This is a genomic window from Aquitalea magnusonii (assembly GCF_003202035.1).
In the GTDB taxonomy this organism is placed as follows: domain Bacteria; phylum Pseudomonadota; class Gammaproteobacteria; order Burkholderiales; family Chromobacteriaceae; genus Aquitalea; species Aquitalea magnusonii.
Genome location: NZ_QJKC01000029.1, coordinates 1 through 16,321 on the forward strand (window position 1 = coordinate 1; position 16,321 = coordinate 16,321).

18 protein-coding genes are annotated in these 16,321 nt (G+C 60.0%); 8 read left to right on the plus strand and 10 right to left on the minus strand.

Annotated elements, in window-relative coordinates; genetic code table 11:
• Nucleotides 1-162: 162 nt before the first annotated feature.
• The 10 genes from trxA to DFR38_RS19480 form a co-directional block, all read right to left on the minus strand.
• Nucleotides 163-525: a thioredoxin gene (gene trxA / locus DFR38_RS19435; protein WP_059286372.1), complete on the minus strand. Its 363-nt coding sequence runs from the start codon at nt 523-525 to the stop codon at nt 163-165.
• A 190-nt stretch (nt 526-715) separates the two neighbouring features.
• Complete coding sequence (locus DFR38_RS19440; protein ID WP_059286371.1) at nt 716-1,063, minus strand: 5-carboxymethyl-2-hydroxymuconate Delta-isomerase; 348 nt, start codon at nt 1,061-1,063, stop codon at nt 716-718.
• 1 nt (nt 1,064) lies between these two features.
• Entirely contained in the window at nt 1,065-2,015 is a 951-nt protein-coding gene (locus DFR38_RS19445) for a class I SAM-dependent methyltransferase (RefSeq protein WP_059286370.1), read from the minus strand.
• 116 nt (nt 2,016-2,131) lie between these two features.
• Nucleotides 2,132-2,656: a pantetheine-phosphate adenylyltransferase gene (coaD, locus tag DFR38_RS19450; protein WP_059286369.1), complete on the minus strand. Its 525-nt coding sequence runs from the start codon at nt 2,654-2,656 to the stop codon at nt 2,132-2,134.
• 180 nt (nt 2,657-2,836) lie between these two features.
• Nucleotides 2,837-3,808 carry a peptide ABC transporter ATP-binding protein gene (locus DFR38_RS19455; RefSeq protein WP_059286368.1) on the minus strand — a complete coding sequence of 324 codons (972 nt, stop codon included), beginning with the start codon at nt 3,806-3,808 and terminating at the stop codon, nt 2,837-2,839.
• Nucleotides 3,808-4,779, minus strand: coding sequence for an ABC transporter ATP-binding protein (locus DFR38_RS19460; RefSeq protein WP_059286367.1), 972 nt, complete (start codon nt 4,777-4,779; stop codon nt 3,808-3,810). Before DFR38_RS19460 ends, DFR38_RS19455 begins: the two co-directional genes overlap by 1 nt.
• 10 nt (nt 4,780-4,789) lie before the next feature.
• Nucleotides 4,790-5,713 carry an ABC transporter permease subunit gene (locus DFR38_RS19465; protein WP_059286366.1) on the minus strand — a complete coding sequence of 308 codons (924 nt, stop codon included), beginning with the start codon at nt 5,711-5,713 and terminating at the stop codon, nt 4,790-4,792.
• A 17-nt stretch (nt 5,714-5,730) separates the two neighbouring features.
• Entirely contained in the window at nt 5,731-6,759 is a 1,029-nt protein-coding gene (locus tag DFR38_RS19470; protein WP_059286365.1) for an ABC transporter permease subunit, read from the minus strand.
• A 438-nt stretch (nt 6,760-7,197) separates the two neighbouring features.
• Nucleotides 7,198-8,796, minus strand: coding sequence for an ABC transporter substrate-binding protein (locus DFR38_RS19475; RefSeq protein WP_059286364.1), 1,599 nt, complete (start codon nt 8,794-8,796; stop codon nt 7,198-7,200).
• Between the two features lie 177 nt (nt 8,797-8,973).
• Entirely contained in the window at nt 8,974-10,095 is a 1,122-nt protein-coding gene (locus tag DFR38_RS19480; RefSeq protein ID WP_059286363.1) for a beta-ketoacyl-ACP synthase III, read from the minus strand.
• A gap of 326 nt (nt 10,096-10,421) precedes the next feature.
• Between DFR38_RS19480 and iscR the strand changes: the two genes are divergently transcribed.
• From iscR to iscX, 8 genes are all read left to right on the plus strand, one after another.
• A complete protein-coding gene (gene iscR / locus DFR38_RS19485) occupies nt 10,422-10,916 on the plus strand; it encodes a Fe-S cluster assembly transcriptional regulator IscR (protein ID WP_059286362.1) in 495 nt (164 codons plus the stop codon).
• Between the two features lie 27 nt (nt 10,917-10,943).
• On the plus strand, nt 10,944-12,161 hold the full coding sequence (locus DFR38_RS19490; protein WP_059286361.1) for an IscS subfamily cysteine desulfurase: 1,218 nt from the start codon (nt 10,944-10,946) through the stop codon (nt 12,159-12,161).
• 64 nt (nt 12,162-12,225) lie between these two features.
• On the plus strand, nt 12,226-12,609 hold the full coding sequence (gene iscU, locus DFR38_RS19495) for a Fe-S cluster assembly scaffold IscU (RefSeq protein WP_059286360.1): 384 nt from the start codon (nt 12,226-12,228) through the stop codon (nt 12,607-12,609).
• 10 nt (nt 12,610-12,619) lie between these two features.
• A complete protein-coding gene (gene iscA, locus DFR38_RS19500) occupies nt 12,620-12,943 on the plus strand; it encodes an iron-sulfur cluster assembly protein IscA (RefSeq protein ID WP_059286359.1) in 324 nt (107 codons plus the stop codon).
• Nucleotides 12,944-13,028: 85 nt separating this feature from the next.
• Nucleotides 13,029-13,562: a Fe-S protein assembly co-chaperone HscB gene (hscB, locus tag DFR38_RS19505; protein ID WP_059286358.1), complete on the plus strand. Its 534-nt coding sequence runs from the start codon at nt 13,029-13,031 to the stop codon at nt 13,560-13,562.
• 59 nt (nt 13,563-13,621) lie between these two features.
• Nucleotides 13,622-15,481, plus strand: coding sequence for a Fe-S protein assembly chaperone HscA (hscA, locus tag DFR38_RS19510; RefSeq protein WP_059286357.1), 1,860 nt, complete (start codon nt 13,622-13,624; stop codon nt 15,479-15,481).
• 9 nt (nt 15,482-15,490) lie between these two features.
• Entirely contained in the window at nt 15,491-15,832 is a 342-nt protein-coding gene (fdx, locus tag DFR38_RS19515; protein WP_059286356.1) for an ISC system 2Fe-2S type ferredoxin, read from the plus strand.
• A gap of 61 nt (nt 15,833-15,893) precedes the next feature.
• Nucleotides 15,894-16,088: a Fe-S cluster assembly protein IscX gene (iscX, locus tag DFR38_RS19520; protein WP_059286355.1), complete on the plus strand. Its 195-nt coding sequence runs from the start codon at nt 15,894-15,896 to the stop codon at nt 16,086-16,088.
• The last annotated feature ends 233 nt before the right edge of the window (nt 16,089-16,321 follow it).

The window sequence follows — 16,321 nt, forward strand, 5'->3', positions numbered from 1 at the left end:
TTACGGCTTTGCTGCAAGTACACCGCAGCGGATGGATAACGGCCTGCGCCCGCCATGAAAACCGGGCGATCTGGCGCAAAAAGCCGGCCTCATCCACCACACAGGCAGCAAAAAGCCCGGCGGGGCCGGGCTTTTTGCATGGAGTGCGTTCAAACACTGTCATCATTCTTCTTGTGCGGCGATATCTGCCTTGACCTTTTCCATATCCAGATCACGCACGGCCTTGATCAACTCTTCCAGCTGTGCCGGCATCATCGCGCCAGCCTGGTTGAAGACAATGATGCCGTCCTTGAGCGCCATCAGTGTCGGAATGGAACGAATCTGGAAGTGGCCAGCCAGTTCCTGCTCTTCTTCGGTGTTGATTTTGCCAAACACGATGTCGGGATGCTTGAGCGCAGCCGCTTCGAAGGTGGGGCCAAACATTTTGCACGGACCACACCATTCGGCCCAGAAGTCGAGAATGACGATGCCACCCTTGTCGACGGTTTCATTAAAAGTACTACCGGTAATATTGATGGTGGCCATGCTGCGCTCCCTGGCGGTGTAGCGTCACCGCGAATAAGTGATAGCGCAAAGATGGGACTGGCTGCGACATTTGCAAGTGCTGCCGCCATGGTTTGTCGCAATCAGGATGATTGCGACGGGCTATCCCGATAAAGGACAAGGCCCACGCGGTGGTGGGCCTTGCTGCTTTCCATATAGACAGTGCCGTGCTTTACAACACCAGCTTGCTATAGCTTTCTTTTTCGATCTGGCAGATTTCCACACAGAGCTGGGTGCCTGGCGGCCCGGAGACGTATTGCTGCAATACCGGTAACAGGGCGGAAGACAACTGTTGGCGGGTAGCCAGATCACGTCCGCTAAGGATATGCAGCTGCAGGTGCACAAAGGGATGCATGGCTGGCTCGGTGCCGGTCAGCCATTGATCCAGCCGGATGGCCCGGCTTTTGATGTCTTCTGCCTGAAACTGGCCACTGGCCAGCAATGCCTGATTGATGGCCAGCAAGGTGGCGGGAACATCCAGCTGCAGCCCGCTGCTGTATTGCATGGTGACTTGTGGCATGTCAGCTGGCTTTCTTTTTCAGTTGGTAGCACTGGTGGATCTTGCGGTTGCGGAAGTCTTCCGGCACCGACTGCGCGCTGATGTCGCGGATGTGGTAGTCCTCGGCCAGGCGCTCGTCCAGTACGAAGCTGCGCAGATTATTGGAGAAGTACAGCGTGCCGCCCGCTGCCAGCAGCGCCATGGCGTAGTCGATGAGCCAGACGTGGTCGCGCTGGACGTCGAGGATGTCCTGCATTTTCTTGGAATTGGAGAAGGTGGGCGGGTCCATCACGATGAGGTCGAACTGCTTGCCCTCGTCCACTGCTTGTTCCAGATACTGGAATACATCGGCCCGCACCAGTTGATGGCGCGCCAGATCCAGTCCGTTCAGCTCGAAATTGCGGCGCGACCAGTCCTGATAGGTATTGGACATGTCGACGGTTTCCGAGCTGACTGCACCACCAGCCCCAGCGTAGACGGTAAAGCTGCCGGTATAGGCAAACAGATTGAGAAAGCGCTTGCCGGCGGCTTCTTCGCGTACCCGCTTGCGGGTGTTGCGGTGATCGAGAAACAGGCCGGTATCCAGATAGGCATCCAGATTGACGATGAAGCGCTGGCCGAATTCCTGCACGATGAAGTCATCGCCCAGCTTGCCCACTTTCTCGTACTGGCTGACGCCCTTCTGGCGACGGCGGCTTTTCAGGGTAATGGCGGATTCATCGCGTCCGGTGACTTCGGCAATGGCAGCCATGATGGCGGCGATCCACTGTTGATAGACGTCTTCTTCCATTGCCCAACCGGTGTCGTACTCCTGCAGATGCACCCGATCACCGTACAGATCGACCGCCAGCGGAAACTGCGGTACGTCCTTGTCGTAGACGCGCCAGGCATCCAGCCCCTGACGGGAGGCCCACTTGGCGTAGTGCTTGTAATTTTTCTGCAGCCGGTTGGCAAAGGCGGAGACATCGACCATAACATTCCTTGGCGACAGTAGCCGGGCGGGCCCTGCCGGGTAATTCATTCGGACAAAAACAAACGCGCGCCAGCATAAGCGACCGGCGCGCGTATCAGCAAGTCCCGCCTTACCCCCTATTCAGGTTGGTACATGGCGATCAGCTTGCGATAGACCGGCTCGGGCAGGTACTGGCGAATCATGTTTTGCCAGCCACGCGGGCCGACCAGGCCCTTGACCATGGTGGAGGACACCTCGGCATATTCCCGCGGTGGCAGCAGGAAGATGGTGGTGATGTCCGGGTGCAGGTCGGAGTTGATATAACGCATGGTGCGTTCGTATTCGTAGTCGCTGGCGGTACGAATGCCGCGAATGATGTAGTTGGCGCCAATGCTCTGGGCGTAGTTCACCAGAAACTGGTTTTCGAACACGTCTACCCGCAGCTTGTTGAAGCCACGGGTGACGGCACGCAGCATCTCGACGCGCTCGTCCACACTGAAGGTACAGTGTTTTTCCGGATTCACGCCGACCGCCACGATGAGTTCGTCAAACAGTTCTACCGCTTCGCGAATCATCCACAAGTGACCGTTGGTGACCGGGTCGAAACTGCCGGCATACACGGCTCTTTTCAATTCTCGCTTCCCTTTGGATGTGTGTGCCATGGCGACTGTATCGTGCAGAGTAAGGGGGGTAAAGGCATTTTTGTTGCAGTGCGCCAAAAATGCGGCATAAGGGCGGGCTTTTTGCGTCTTTTACATCATGATTGCAGATCATTCTGGTGCAAGAAGCAAGAAAGGCCGACAAAAAGCCGGCCCCCGCAAGTCAAACTGCACCAGAATGGGTCAGCTATTGATGTTTTCCGCGTGATGACAGGCAATCATCCGCTCATCCAGCGCACGCAATTCCGGCACTTCCTGCTGGCAGCGTTCGTTGGCAAACGGGCAGCGTTTGTGGAAGGTGCAACCGGATGGCGGATTCAGCGGGCTGGGCAGCTCGCCATGAATCTTGATCTTGATGCGCCGGTCTTCCGGGTGAATGGAAGGAGTGGCCGACAACAGCGCCTGGGTATAAGGATGCAGCGGCCGCGAGTAGATCTTTTCCTTGGCCCCCACTTCCACCGCACGCCCCAGATACATCACCATCAATTCATCCGCCACGTGCTCCACCACCGCCAGATTGTGCGAGATGAACACATAGGCAGTGTTGAACTCTTCCTGCAGATCCATGAACAGATTGAGCACCTGTGCCTGGATGGATACGTCCAGTGCCGAAGTCGGTTCGTCCGCCACCACGATGCGGGGATTGAGCATCATGGCGCGGGCGATGGCGATACGCTGGCGCTGGCCGCCGGAGAACATGTGCGGATAGCGGTAGTAATGTTCCGGACGCAAGCCGACCCGCGTCATCATGGCGCGTACGCGCTCTTCCCGTTCGCTGGCCGACAGGCTGGTATTGATGTCCAGCGGCTCGCCCAACTGGGTGCCAATCTTCTGGCGCGGATTGAGCGAGGCGTAAGGGTTCTGGAACACCATCTGCACTTTGGTGCGCATGGCTTTCAGTTCGGCCTTGCTGGCAGTGGCGGCATCCTGCCCCTCCAGCAACAGCGAACCGGCAGTCGGCGGCTCGATCAGCGTCAGCTGGCGGGCCAGCGTGGACTTGCCACAGCCGGACTCGCCCACCACCGCCAGCGTCTTGCCGGCAGTCAGTTCAAAGGAGACGCCATTGAGCGCCTTGACCTGGGCCGCCGGCTTGAACAAGCCCTGGGCGACATCGTAATAACGGGTGAGGTCCCGTGCCTGCAATACGGTGCTCATCATGCCTCCTTGGCCGTAATCGGGTAGTGGCAGCGCACGACGCCACCTTCAATAGCGGTCAGGCCCGGACGTTGGGCCTTGCACTTGTCCTGTACATAAGGACAGCGCGGAGACAACAGGCAGCCGCTGGGCCGGTCGTACTGGCCGGGCACGATGCCAGCCAGCGTGGACAGGCGATGCGCGCCCTTGCTGTGTTCCGGAATGGACTTGAGCAGTGCCTCGGTATAGGGATGGGCCGGCTTGCGGAAGATGCCCGGCACCTTGGCCATTTCGGCCACCTGCCCGGCATACATCACCGCCACCTTGTGCGCTACTTCGGCCACCACGGCCAGATCGTGGGTAATCATGATCAGCGCCATGTTCTGGCTTTTCTGCAGATTGACCAGCAAGTCCATGATTTGCGCCTGGATGGTGACATCCAGCGCGGTAGTGGGCTCGTCGGCAATCAGCAGCTTGGGGCTACAGGCAATGGCCATGGCGATGACCACGCGCTGGCTCATGCCGCCGGACAGCTGGTGCGGATAGGCGGCCAGACGGCTGGCTGCCGCCGGGATTTCCACCATTTCCATCAATTCCAGCGCCCGCTGCTTCAGTGCGGCACCACGCAGGCCCTGATGGATCTTCAGCACTTCCATGATCTGGTAACCCACGGTGTAGCTGGGGTTGAGCGAGGTCATCGGGTCCTGGAAGATCATGGCGATATCCTTGCCGACGATCTTGCGGCGCTCGCGCGCCGAAATGGTGAGCAAATCCTTGCCATCAAACTGCAGGGTATCCGCCACGATGCGGCCCTGCCCTTCCAGCAGGCCCATCATGGCCATCATGGTGACCGATTTGCCCGAACCGGATTCGCCGACGATGCCGACGATTTCGCCCTGCTCAACCGTAAGATCCAGCCCTTCCACCGCGCGGAAGGGATTGTGTTGCGAACCGAACTCCACCGAGAGGTTCTTGATTTCCAGCAGACTCATACTTCCCTCCTCAGGCGGCGCGCTTCAGTTTCGGATCCAGCGCATCGCGCAGCCCGTCACCCATCAGGTTGATGGCCAATACCGACAGCAAAATGGTCAGGCCCGGCAGCGACACCACCCACCAGGCGCGTTCGATGTAATCACGGGCCGAGGCCAGCATGGTGCCCCACTCCGGGGTAGGCGGTTGCACGCCCAGACCCAGAAAGCCCAGGGCGGCGATTTCCAGAATGGCCGAGGAGAAGCTCATGGTGGCATGCACGATCAGCGGCGCCATGCAGTTGGGCAGCACGGTGTTGAACATCAGGCGGAACAGCCCGGCACCGGACACGCGCGAGGCGGTGACGTAATCACGGTTCAACTCGGTCATGGCGGAGGCACGGGTCAGCCGCACATAGGCCGGCAGGGACACCGTGGCAATGGCGATCATGGCATTCATCAGGCCAGGTCCCAGAATGGCCATGATGGCCACCGCCAGCAGCAGCGAGGGCAGCGCCATCATGATGTCCATCACGCGCATGATCACCCCACCCAATACCTTGGGGAAGAAAGCGGCCAGCAGGCCCAGCACCACGCCGGGAATCAGCGCCAGCAGCACCGAGCACAGGCCGATGAACAGCGACAGGCGCGCACCGTAGATCAGGCGCGACAGGATGTCGCGGCCCAGTTCGTCGGTGCCCAGCAGGAAGGCCGTGGAACCGCCATCCAGCCAGGCCGGCGGCGTCAGCAGATGGTCGCGATACTGTTCGATGGGACTGTACGGTGCCACGACAGGGGCCAGGATGGCGCAGAGCAGCACAATGCTCATGAAGATCAGCCCGGCCACCGCGCCCTTGTTATAGGAAAAGCCCTGCCAGAACTCCTTGAATGGCGAGGGGTAGCTCAGCGCGGCATCTTCGGCGGCCGACGCGACAGTAGTGGTGTTTGCATTAGTCATGACGATACCTGCAAGCGTTATTTGGCGTGACGGATACGCGGATTGGCGACACCGTACAGAATATCCACGATGAAATTGGTGACGATCACCAGCGTGGCCACGATCAGGATGCCGTTTTGCACCACCGGGTAATCGCGGCGGCTGATGGCATCGATCAGCCATTTGCCGATACCGGGCCAGGAGAAGATGGTTTCGGTCAGCACCGCGCCACCCATCAGCGTACCCACTTGCAGGCCGATTACCGTCAGCACCGGAATCAGCGCATTGCGCAGGGTGTGCACAAAGATCACCCGCGCCGGCGACAGGCCCTTGGCCCGTGCGGTACGCACATAGTCTTCGCGCAGCACTTCCAGCATGGAGGAGCGGGTCATCCGCGCGATCACCGCCAGCGGAATGGTGCCCAGCACGATGGCCGGCAGGATCAGATGCATCAGCGCATCCTTGAAGGCCCCGGCATTGGCGGCCGGATCGGCTGCTTCGGCCAGCCAGGTGTCGATCAGCATGAAGCCGGTACGCGGGGTGATGTCATAGGCCAGGTCCAGCCGGCCGGAAACCGGGGTCCAGCCCAGCTTGACCGAGAAAAACATGATGAGGATCAGGCCCCACCAGAAAATCGGCATGGAAAAACCGGTCAGCGAAATGCCCATCACGCCATGGTCGAAGATGGAACCGCGCTTGATGGCGGCAATCACCCCGGCCAGCAGGCCGCACACCACGGCAAAAACCATGGCGGCCAGCGCCAGCTCCAGCGTGGCGGGGAACAAGGTCTTGAACTCGCCCCAGACGCTGCTCTTGGTCACCAGCGACTCACCCAGATTGCCATGCAGCAGATTGCTGATGTAATCGACGTATTGCGCATACAGCGGTTTGTCCAGGCCAAGACGGTGCATGGCATCCGCATGCATCTGCGGGTCCAGCGTGCGCTCACCCACCATGACTTCCACCGGGTCGCCGGGAATCATGCGGATCAGGCCGAAAGTCAGCAGGGTAATGCCGAAAAAGGTGGGGACCAACAGCCCCAGCCTCCGAAAGATGAAAGACAACATACGTACTTCTCCCGTGAATCCACACTGCCTGGCAGCATGGCAGATGGACACCGTTAATTCAGACCCAAAGCGTGGATTGGATGACGGTACCGGTAACAGGGAGGAAGGCGGGACAGCGAAAGGAGGCAAAACGAGGGTGTCGGGCAGAAGACGCCAGCTGAACCACCCACCTATATCAGCCACGTCTTCGCCACGACGGAGTGAACGATATCACCCGGCGCTGGCCATGCCTTTGATACAGGTCAAGCCTGCGACCATGGCACGCACACCAGGCGGTGCGTCCTGCTCCTCGTCCTGCTTCCGGCTGGCCTTCCCCATCCGTGCTGCCGGCAACTGCGCGTCCTTCTCTAATGGAAGGATAGGGCAGTGTTACATGCAAAACATCGGGGGCTTGCGCCCCCGATGTTCAACACCTCCCCGTGGGGAAGCATGCAGGTATTACTTCAGGCTGACGCCGTAGAAGGAGTTCAGGCCGAACGGGCTGACCTTGAAGCCAACCACCGACTTGGACATCGGCTGTACCACGGTGGAGTGGGCCACGGTGGTATAAGGCAGCTGCTGCTTGAAGATTTCCTGTGCCTTCATGTACAGCTTGGTGCGCTCGGCCACATTGGTGGTGCGCTTGGCTTTTTGCAGCAGGTCTTCAAACGGCTTGTAGCACCACTTGGCAAAGTTGTTGCCGTTCATGGCTTCGCAACCCAGCTGGGTGCCCAGCCAGTTGTCCGGATCGCCATTGTCGCCAGTCCAGCCGATCAGCATGGCATCGTGTTCGCCCGCCTTGGCACGCTTGATGTACTCACCCCATTCGTAGGTGGTGATCTTGGCCTTGACGCCGATCTTGGCCCAGTCAGCCTGGACCATTTCGGCCATCAGCTTGGCATTGGGGTTGTACGGACGCTGTACCGGCATCGCCCACAGGGTGATGTCGAAGCCGTTCGGGTAGCCGGCCTTGGCCAGCAGCGCCTTGGCTTTGTCCACGCTGTACGGCGCGTCTTTCAGGCTCTTGTTATACGACCACTGGGTCGGCGGCATCGGGTTGGTGGCTGCCTGGCCAGCACCCTGGTATACGGCGTCGATGATGGCTTTCTTGTTGACAGCCATGTCCAGTGCCTGACGCACTTCCAGCTTGTCCAGCGGCTTGTGCTTGACGTTATAGGCCAGGTAGCCCAGGTTGAAGCCGGCCTGGGAAATCACGTTCAGCTTGCTGTCGGCCTTCATGGCGGCGATGTCGGTCGGACGCGGGAAAGCGGTAATCTGGCATTCGCCAGCCTTCAGCTTCTGGAAACGGACCGAGGGGTCGGTAGTGATGGCAAATACCAGATTGTCGACTTTAGGACCGTCAACCTTGTCCCAGTACTGCTTGTTGGCAGCAAAACGGATCTGGGCGTCTTTCTGATAGCGCTTGAAGATGAAAGGACCCGTACCTACCGGCTGCTGGTTCAGCAGTTGCGGCGTACCGGCTTTCAGCAGCTTGTCGGCGTATTCGGCCGACTGGATGGAGGCAAAGCTCATCGCCAGATTCTGCAGGAAGGCAGCATCGATGCTCTTCAGGGTGAACTTGACGGTATTGGCATCCAGCTTTTCGACCTTGGTGATGTTTTCATCCATGCCCATATCGGTGAAATACGGGAATTCGGTCGGGTAGGCTTTGCGGAAAGCGTTGTTCTTGTTGAGCATGCGGTCGAAGGTGAACACCACGTCGTCCGCATTGAAGTCACGCGTCGGCTTGAAGTAGTCAGTGGTCTGAATCTTCACGCCCTTGCGCAGATGGAAGGTATAGGACAGGCCGTCGGCCGCCACATCCCATTTTTCGGCCAGTGCCGGCACCACCTTGGTGCCGCCGCGCTGGAATTGCACCAGGCGGTTGAACACGGTTTCAGCCGATGCATCAAAGTCGGTACCGGTGGTGTACTGACCCGGGTCGAAACCGGCCGGGCTACCTTCCGAGCAATATACGAGCGTACCAGCAGCTTGCGCGGCCATTGAGGCCGAGGCGATCAGGCCGGCGGCCAGCAGCATTTTTTTTGCAGCTTGCATGTGTTCTTTCCTTTTCCTTTGTACAGACTTCGTGTTTTTTATCGATCGTCCGATCTCTTTAAGCGCCTTTTGGGCTGCTTTGGTCGGATACATTATGCAGAGAGGGGCAGTTTGACAAGCACCCCTCCCCTGTTTTCGGTCATTTATTGCGCGTGCACAGCAGTTGTCAGGCAAAAACTAGCACTTTTTAACCACAACACTGCCGACTGAATACCCAGCACCAAACGAGGAAATGACACCAACATCACCGCTTTGCAGAGCGTCACGGCACAGATGGAAAGCAATGATCGAGCCTGCCGAGCTGGTATTGGCGTAGCGGTCCAGAATCACCGGTGCTTCCTGTTCGGTGGCATCGCGCCCCAGCACGCGGCGGGCAATCAGCTGATTCATCGCCAGATTGGCCTGGTGCAGCCAGAAGCAGCTGACCTGCTGTGGCTGGATGTCCAGGCTTTCCAGATGCTGCACGATGTGCTCGCCCACCATGGGGCAGACTTCCTTGAATACCTTGCGACCCTGCTGCACAAACAGTTTGTCGACCTGACCTATGCCCTGCTCGTCACAGCGATTGAGGAAGCCGAAATTGTTGCGGATATTGTTGGAAAACACCGTGGCCAGGCGGGTCCCCAGAATCTCGAACTGCTCGGCCGCGGAGGCCGACTCGGCCGCTTCCAGCACGATGGCGGTGCAGGCATCGCCAAAAATGAAATGGCTGTCGCGATCACGGAAGTTAAGATGGGCCGAGCAGATTTCCGGGCTGATCACCAGCACCGCGCGCGCCTGGCCGCTCTGGATGGCATTCACCGCGGTCTGGATACCAAAGGTGGCGGAAGAACACGCCACATTCATATCGAAGGCATAACCCTGCACCCCCAGCGCCTGCTGGATTTCAATGGACACCGCCGGATAGGGGCGCTGCATATTGGAGCAGGCCACCAGCACCATGTCGACATCAGCGGCGGTCTTGCCCGCCTGCGCCAGCGCCGCCGTGGCCGCAGCCACGCCCATTTCGGCCTGGATGGACAGCTCGTCGTTGCTGCGCTCCGGCAGATAAGGCGTCATCCGCGCCGGATCCAGCACCCCTTCCTTGTTCATCAGATAGCGCTGCTTGATGCCGGAAGCCTTCTCGATGAATTCGGCACTGGACTCGGCCAGCGCCGCCAGGCTACCGGCGGCGATTTCTGCGGCATGCTGCTGGTTGTAGGCGGCAACATAGTGATTGAAAGCCACGACCAGCTCTTCGTTGCTGACGGCATGCGGCGGGGTAAACAGGCCGGTACCGCTGATGACCACTTTCTTCATATTCCCTGTCTCTCTGACAAAGACGCCGCCAGCCATCCGTGCCGCCATCACCACGACCCGCGGCAGACAACGGCACACAACAGGCAGCATCTGTGATTGCACCCATGTAAACGGGCGTTTGCTCGAATGATACACCAAGCCCAGCACAGCCTGTAATTAATGCCCCCGGCCGTTTATAAACCTAGTAAAATGCTCAACTTTGCTGCACTTGCGTCGCAGGTCGGGATGCTTTGCAACAACCATGTACGCATGGATGAATTTATAGTTGACCAAAATAGTCGGGAATTGGGTATAATAAGCCCAACCACCCACCGGAGTTTAAGATCATGCGTCTCACCACCAAAGGCCGCTTTGCGGTAACCGCCATGCTGGACCTTGCCATGCGCGAAGCCAATGGCCCGGTGACACTGGCCGGCATCAGCGAACGCCAGAGCATTTCCCTTTCCTACCTGGAACAACTGTTTGGCAAACTGCGCCGTTCCGAACTGGTAGACAGCGTACGCGGCCCTGGCGGCGGCTACACCCTGGCCCGCGTTCCGGCCGATATCTCGGTTGCCGACATCATCGCCGCCGTGGACGAGCCGGTTGACGCCACCCAGTGCGGCGGCCGCGAAAACTGTCATGACAATCACCGCTGCATGACCCACGACTTGTGGACCAACCTGAACGCCACCATTTTCGACTACCTGGCCAAGGTCACCCTGGGCAGCCTGGTTGAAAAGCAGCGCGCCAAGGAAGCAGCCGCCAAAGATAGCAATGTAATGCAGGACAAGCGCGAAAGCAGCCCCCGTGTGGCCGCCTCCGCCTCCAGCGCTCTCTAAGCGCACCGCATACCCGGAGAATTGATAATGAGTCAGCTCAAGCTTCCCATCTACCTCGACTACTCGGCCACTACCCCGGTCGATCCCCGTGTTGCCGCCAAGATGATTCCCTATCTGACCGAGCAGTTCGGCAACCCGGCGTCGCGCAGCCACAGCTTTGGCTGGACGGCAGAAGAGGCGGTAGAGAATGCGCGGGCAGAAGTGGCCAAGCTCCTGAATGCCGACCCCAAGGAAATCGTCTGGACCTCCGGTGCCACCGAGTCCGACAATCTGGCCATCAAGGGCGCCGCCCAGTTCTACAAGAGCCGCGGCAAGCACATCATCACCGTCAAGACCGAACACAAGGCGGTGCTGGATACCTGTCGCGAGCTGGAACGCCAGGGCTTTGAAGTCACCTATCTGGGCGTGCAGGAAAACGGCCTGATCGACATCGAGGAATTCAAGGCGGCCATCCGTCCGGACACCATTCTGGTGTCGGTGATGTACGTCAACAATGAAATCGGCGTGATCCAGGACATTCCGCAGATTGGCGAAATCTGCCGTGAAAAAGGCATCATCTTCCATGTCGACGCCACCCAGGCGCCGGGCAAGGTCAAGATGGACATGAATGTGCTGAAGGTGGACCTGATGAGCCTGTCGGCCCACAAGGCCTACGGCCCCAAGGGCATCGGTGCCCTGTATGTGCGCCGCAAGCCGCGCGTGCGCCTGGAAGCCCAGATGCACGGCGGTGGCCATGAGCGCGGTTTCCGCTCCGGCACCCTGCCTACTCACCAGATCGTTGGCATGGGCGAGGCTTTCCGCCTGGCCCGCGAAGAGATGGACAGCGAGAGCGAACGCATCCGCATGCTGCGCGACCGCCTGTGGAACGGTATCAAGGACATGGAAGAGGTGTACATCAACGGCGACATCGACCAGCGTGTACCGCACAACCTCAATGTCAGCTTCAACTTCGTCGAGGGCGAAAGCCTGATCATGGCGATCAAGGACCTAGCCGTTTCCAGCGGCTCGGCCTGTACCTCGGCCTCGCTGGAGCCGTCCTACGTGCTGCGTGCCCTGGGCCGCAACGATGAAATGGCCCACAGCTCCATCCGTTTCACCCTGGGCCGCTTCACCACCGAAGAAGAAATCGACTTCGCCATTGCGCTGTTGAAAGATAAAATCGGCAAGCTGCGCGAACTGTCCCCGCTGTGGGAGATGTTCAAGGAAGGCGTAGACCTGAATTCGGTACAGTGGGCCGCACACTGAACATTCAATGATTTGCGGGGTGGGCCAGCCGGTATGGCCGGCCCCGCCAGCAGGAGAGAGAACCATGGCATACAGCGACAAGTTGATGGATCACTACGAGAACCCGCGCAATGTGGGTTCCTTTGAAAAAGGCGATGACAGCGTGGGCACCGGCATGGTGGGCGCACCGGCCTGTGGCGACGTGATGAAGCTGCAGATCAAGGTCAACGCCGACGGCGTGATCGAAGACGCCAAATTCAAGACCTACGGCTGTGGCTCGGCCATTGCCTCGTCGTCCCTGGTCACCGAGTGGGTCAAGGGCAAGTCGCTGGATGAAGCCATGGCCATCAAGAACACCGCCATCGCCGAAGAACTGGCCTTGCCGCCGGTAAAGATTCACTGCTCCATCCTGGCCGAAGACGCCATCAAGGCCGCAGTGAGCGACTACAAGCAAAAGCACGGCAAGTAAGGAGCACGACATGGCTATCACTCTGTCCGCCAGCGCGGCCAACCACGTCAGCCAGTTTCTGGCCAAGCGCGGCAAGGGCCTGGGCATCCGTCTGGGGGTGAAAACCTCCGGCTGCTCCGGCATGGCCTACAAGCTGGAGTTCGTCGACTCGGCTGTCGAGGACGACATCACCTTCGAGAGCCATGGCGTCACCGTATTCACCGATGCCAAGAGCCTGGCCTATCTGGACGGCACCGAACTGGACTACACCAAGGAAGGGCTGAACGAAGGTTTCAAGTTCAACAACCCCAACGTGAAAAACGAATGTGGTTGTGGCGAAAGCTTCAACGTCTGATTGCGCCCCTTCGCGCCACACTGTCGTGGATGGCCGCCGCTGGCGGCCATCTGCCAGTCAACCAGCAGTTTCCCAGCCCAAGGCCATGACCACCGAATTCTCCCGGGATTTCTTTCAGCTGTTCGGCCTGTCGCGCCGTTTCGCGCTGGATAGCCAGCAACTCGAACAATCCTGGCGTGCCGCTGCCGCCGCCGTCCATCCCGACCGTTACGCCAGCAGCCCGGATGCGGAAAAGCGCATGGCGCTGATGCAGGCCACCCAGGTCAATGAAGCCTATCAGACCCTGAAAAGCCCGCTGCGCCGCGCCCGTTACCTGCTGTCGCTGCAAGGGGTGGATACCCAGGAAGAAACCAATACCAGCATGCCGCTGGACTTCCTGATGGCGCAGATGGAATGGCGCGAAAGCATAGAAGAAGCCCGCGACAGCAGTGATGTCGACGCACTGGAAGCCCTGTCCTCCCGCCTGCGCAGCGACAAGCGCGCACTGGAAGCCGAACTGGGCGAGGCGCTGGACCGCGCAGCAGACTTGGACGCCGCAGCGGTCATGGTGCGAAAATTGCGCTTTCTGGAAAAACTCGATCAGGAAATCGGCGACGCCATCGAAACCCTGCTTGGCTAAGCCGTCATCACTGGCACCGCTGATGTTTCTGCTCACGCGACAACAATAAAGAATCCGTCATGGCTCTACTACAAATCGCCGAACCCGGCCTGTCCGCCGCCCCGCACCAGCACCGCCTGGCGGTGGGGATTGATCTTGGCACCACCAACTCGCTGGTGGCCACGGTAAGAAGTGGCTCCGCCACGGTACTGGCCGACGCATTCGGCCGTAGCCTGCTGCCTTCGGTGGTCCGCTATCAGGAGGGGGGCCGCGTGACGGTGGGCCACGATGCCCAGCGCGAGCAGAACCATGACCCGCACAACACCATCACCTCGGTAAAGCGGTTCATGGGGCGTGGCCTGTCCGACATCAAGGACGCCGGCAGCCTGCCCTACCGCTTTGTCGACGCACCCGGCATGGTGCAGCTGCATACCGCTGCCGGGGTGAAAAGCCCGGTGGAAGTCTCGGCCGACATTCTGCGCGCCCTGACCCAGCGTGCCGAAGCTGCCCTGGGCGGCGAACTGACCGGGGCGGTGATCACCGTACCGGCCTATTTTGACGACGCCCAGCGCCAGGCCACCAAGGATGCCGCGCGCCTGGCCGGCCTCACCGTCTTGCGCCTGCTGAACGAACCGACCGCCGCCGCCATTGCCTATGGCCTGGATAACGGTGCCGAAGGCACTTATGTGGTGTACGACCTGGGCGGTGGCACCTTTGACATCTCCATCCTCAAGCTCACCCGTGGCGTGTTCGAAGTGCTGTCCACCAGCGGCGACTCCGCACTGGGCGGCGACGACTTCGACCACCGCGTGTATTGCTGGATTCTGGAACAAGCCGACCTGCACGGCCTGTCCGCCCAGGACACCCGGCTGTTGCTGACCCGCGCCCGCGAAGCCAAAGAGGCACTCACCGAACACAGCGACACCCGCATCACTGCCATCCTGTCCGATGGCCATGCCATCGACCTGACACTGGACCAGGACACCTTCCGCCAGATCACCAAGACCCTGGTCGACAAGACCCTGCTGCCGGTGCGCAAGGCGATGCGCGATGCCGACATCAGCGCCGACGAAGTCAAGGGCGTGGTGATGGTGGGCGGTGCCACCCGCATGCCGCATATCCAGAAAGCCGTGGCCGATTTCTTCGGCCAGCCGCCGCTGACCAATCTGGACCCGGACAAGGTGGTGGCGCTGGGCGCCGCCATCCAGGCCAATGTACTGGCCGGCAACAAGGGCGAGGACGAATGGCTGCTGCTGGACGTGATTCCGCTGTCGCTGGGCATCGAAACCATGGGCGGCCTGACGGAAAAGATCATCCCGCGCAATAGCACCATTCCGGTGGCGCGTGCGCAGGAATTCACCACCTTCAAGGATGGCCAGACCGCCATGTCCATCCATGTGCTGCAAGGTGAGCGCGAACTGGTGGCCGACTGCCGCAGCCTGGCGCAATTCGTGTTGCGCGGCATTCCGCCCATGGTGGCCGGTGCCGCCCGCATCCGCATCACCTTCCAGGTGGATGCCGACGGCCTGCTGGCGGTCTCCGCCCGCGAAATGACCAGTGGCGTGGAAGCCAGCATCGAGGTCAAACCCTCCTATGGCCTGTCCGATGACGCCATCAGCCAGATGCTGAGCGACTCGCTGGCCCATGTACAGGACGACATCGAAGCGCGCAAACTGCGCGAAGCCATTGTCGATGCCGACAGCCTGCGCGATGCCACGCTGGCTGCGCTGCGCATCGATGGCGACCTGCTCACTGCCGAAGAAACCAGCGCCATCCAGCAGGTGTTGCAGCAACTGGAACAAGCCATTGCCAGCCAGACCACCCTGCAGGTCAACCAGGCCACTCATCGCCTGAACAAGGCCACCGAAGACTTTGCCGCCCGCCGCATGGATCGCAACATCCAGCGCGCACTCAAGGGCCAGAAAATTTCCGAGCTATAAGGACCCTCCATGCCACGCCTGATTGTGCTGCCCCACGCCGACCTCTGCCCCGAAGGCGCAGTGATCGACAACGCCGAAACCGGCAAAAACATCTGCGAGGTGTTGCTGGAACACGATATTGAAATCGAACATGCCTGCGAGCTGTCCTGTGCCTGCACCACCTGTCACTGCATCGTACGCGAAGGCTTTGATTCGCTGAATGAAGCGGACGAGCTGGAAGAAGACATGCTGGACAAGGCCTGGGGGCTGGAAGCGCAGTCCCGCCTGTCCTGCCAGGCAGTGATCGGCGAGGAAGACCTGGTAGTGGAAATTCCGCGCTACACCATCAATCACGCGCGCGAACACCATTAAGACTGCTTCATCCGCCCGTTCGCCGGGCGGGATGCGCTAGCGCACAAGCCAGGAGAACAAGATGAAATGGACCGACGTTAACGACATCGCCATCGAACTGGTCGAGGCCCATCCCGACATCGACCCCAAGACCGTGCGTTTTGTCGACCTGCACAACTGGGTGGTTGCCCTGCCGGACTTCGACGACGATCACAGCCGTGGCGGCGAGCGGGTGCTGGAAGCCATCCAGCAAGCCTGGATAGACGAAGCCGAATAAAAGCCGCCCCCGCTCCGGCCTTGCGCCACCCTGCCCTACTGCGGCGGCTGACTGCGGTGGCGCTGTTTGCCCGGTCTGCCTGGTGGCAGCAAGCATCATCACCGCATGTCGACGCCCTGCCCTGCAGGGCGTTGTGCTTTCCGCTGCTTAAAAAACGGGCGATGCTGGCCGGAGCCGACAGGCTGTTATAAGATTGTTCACAATCTTTGCTACTCTCGCCAGCACCCGCTGCG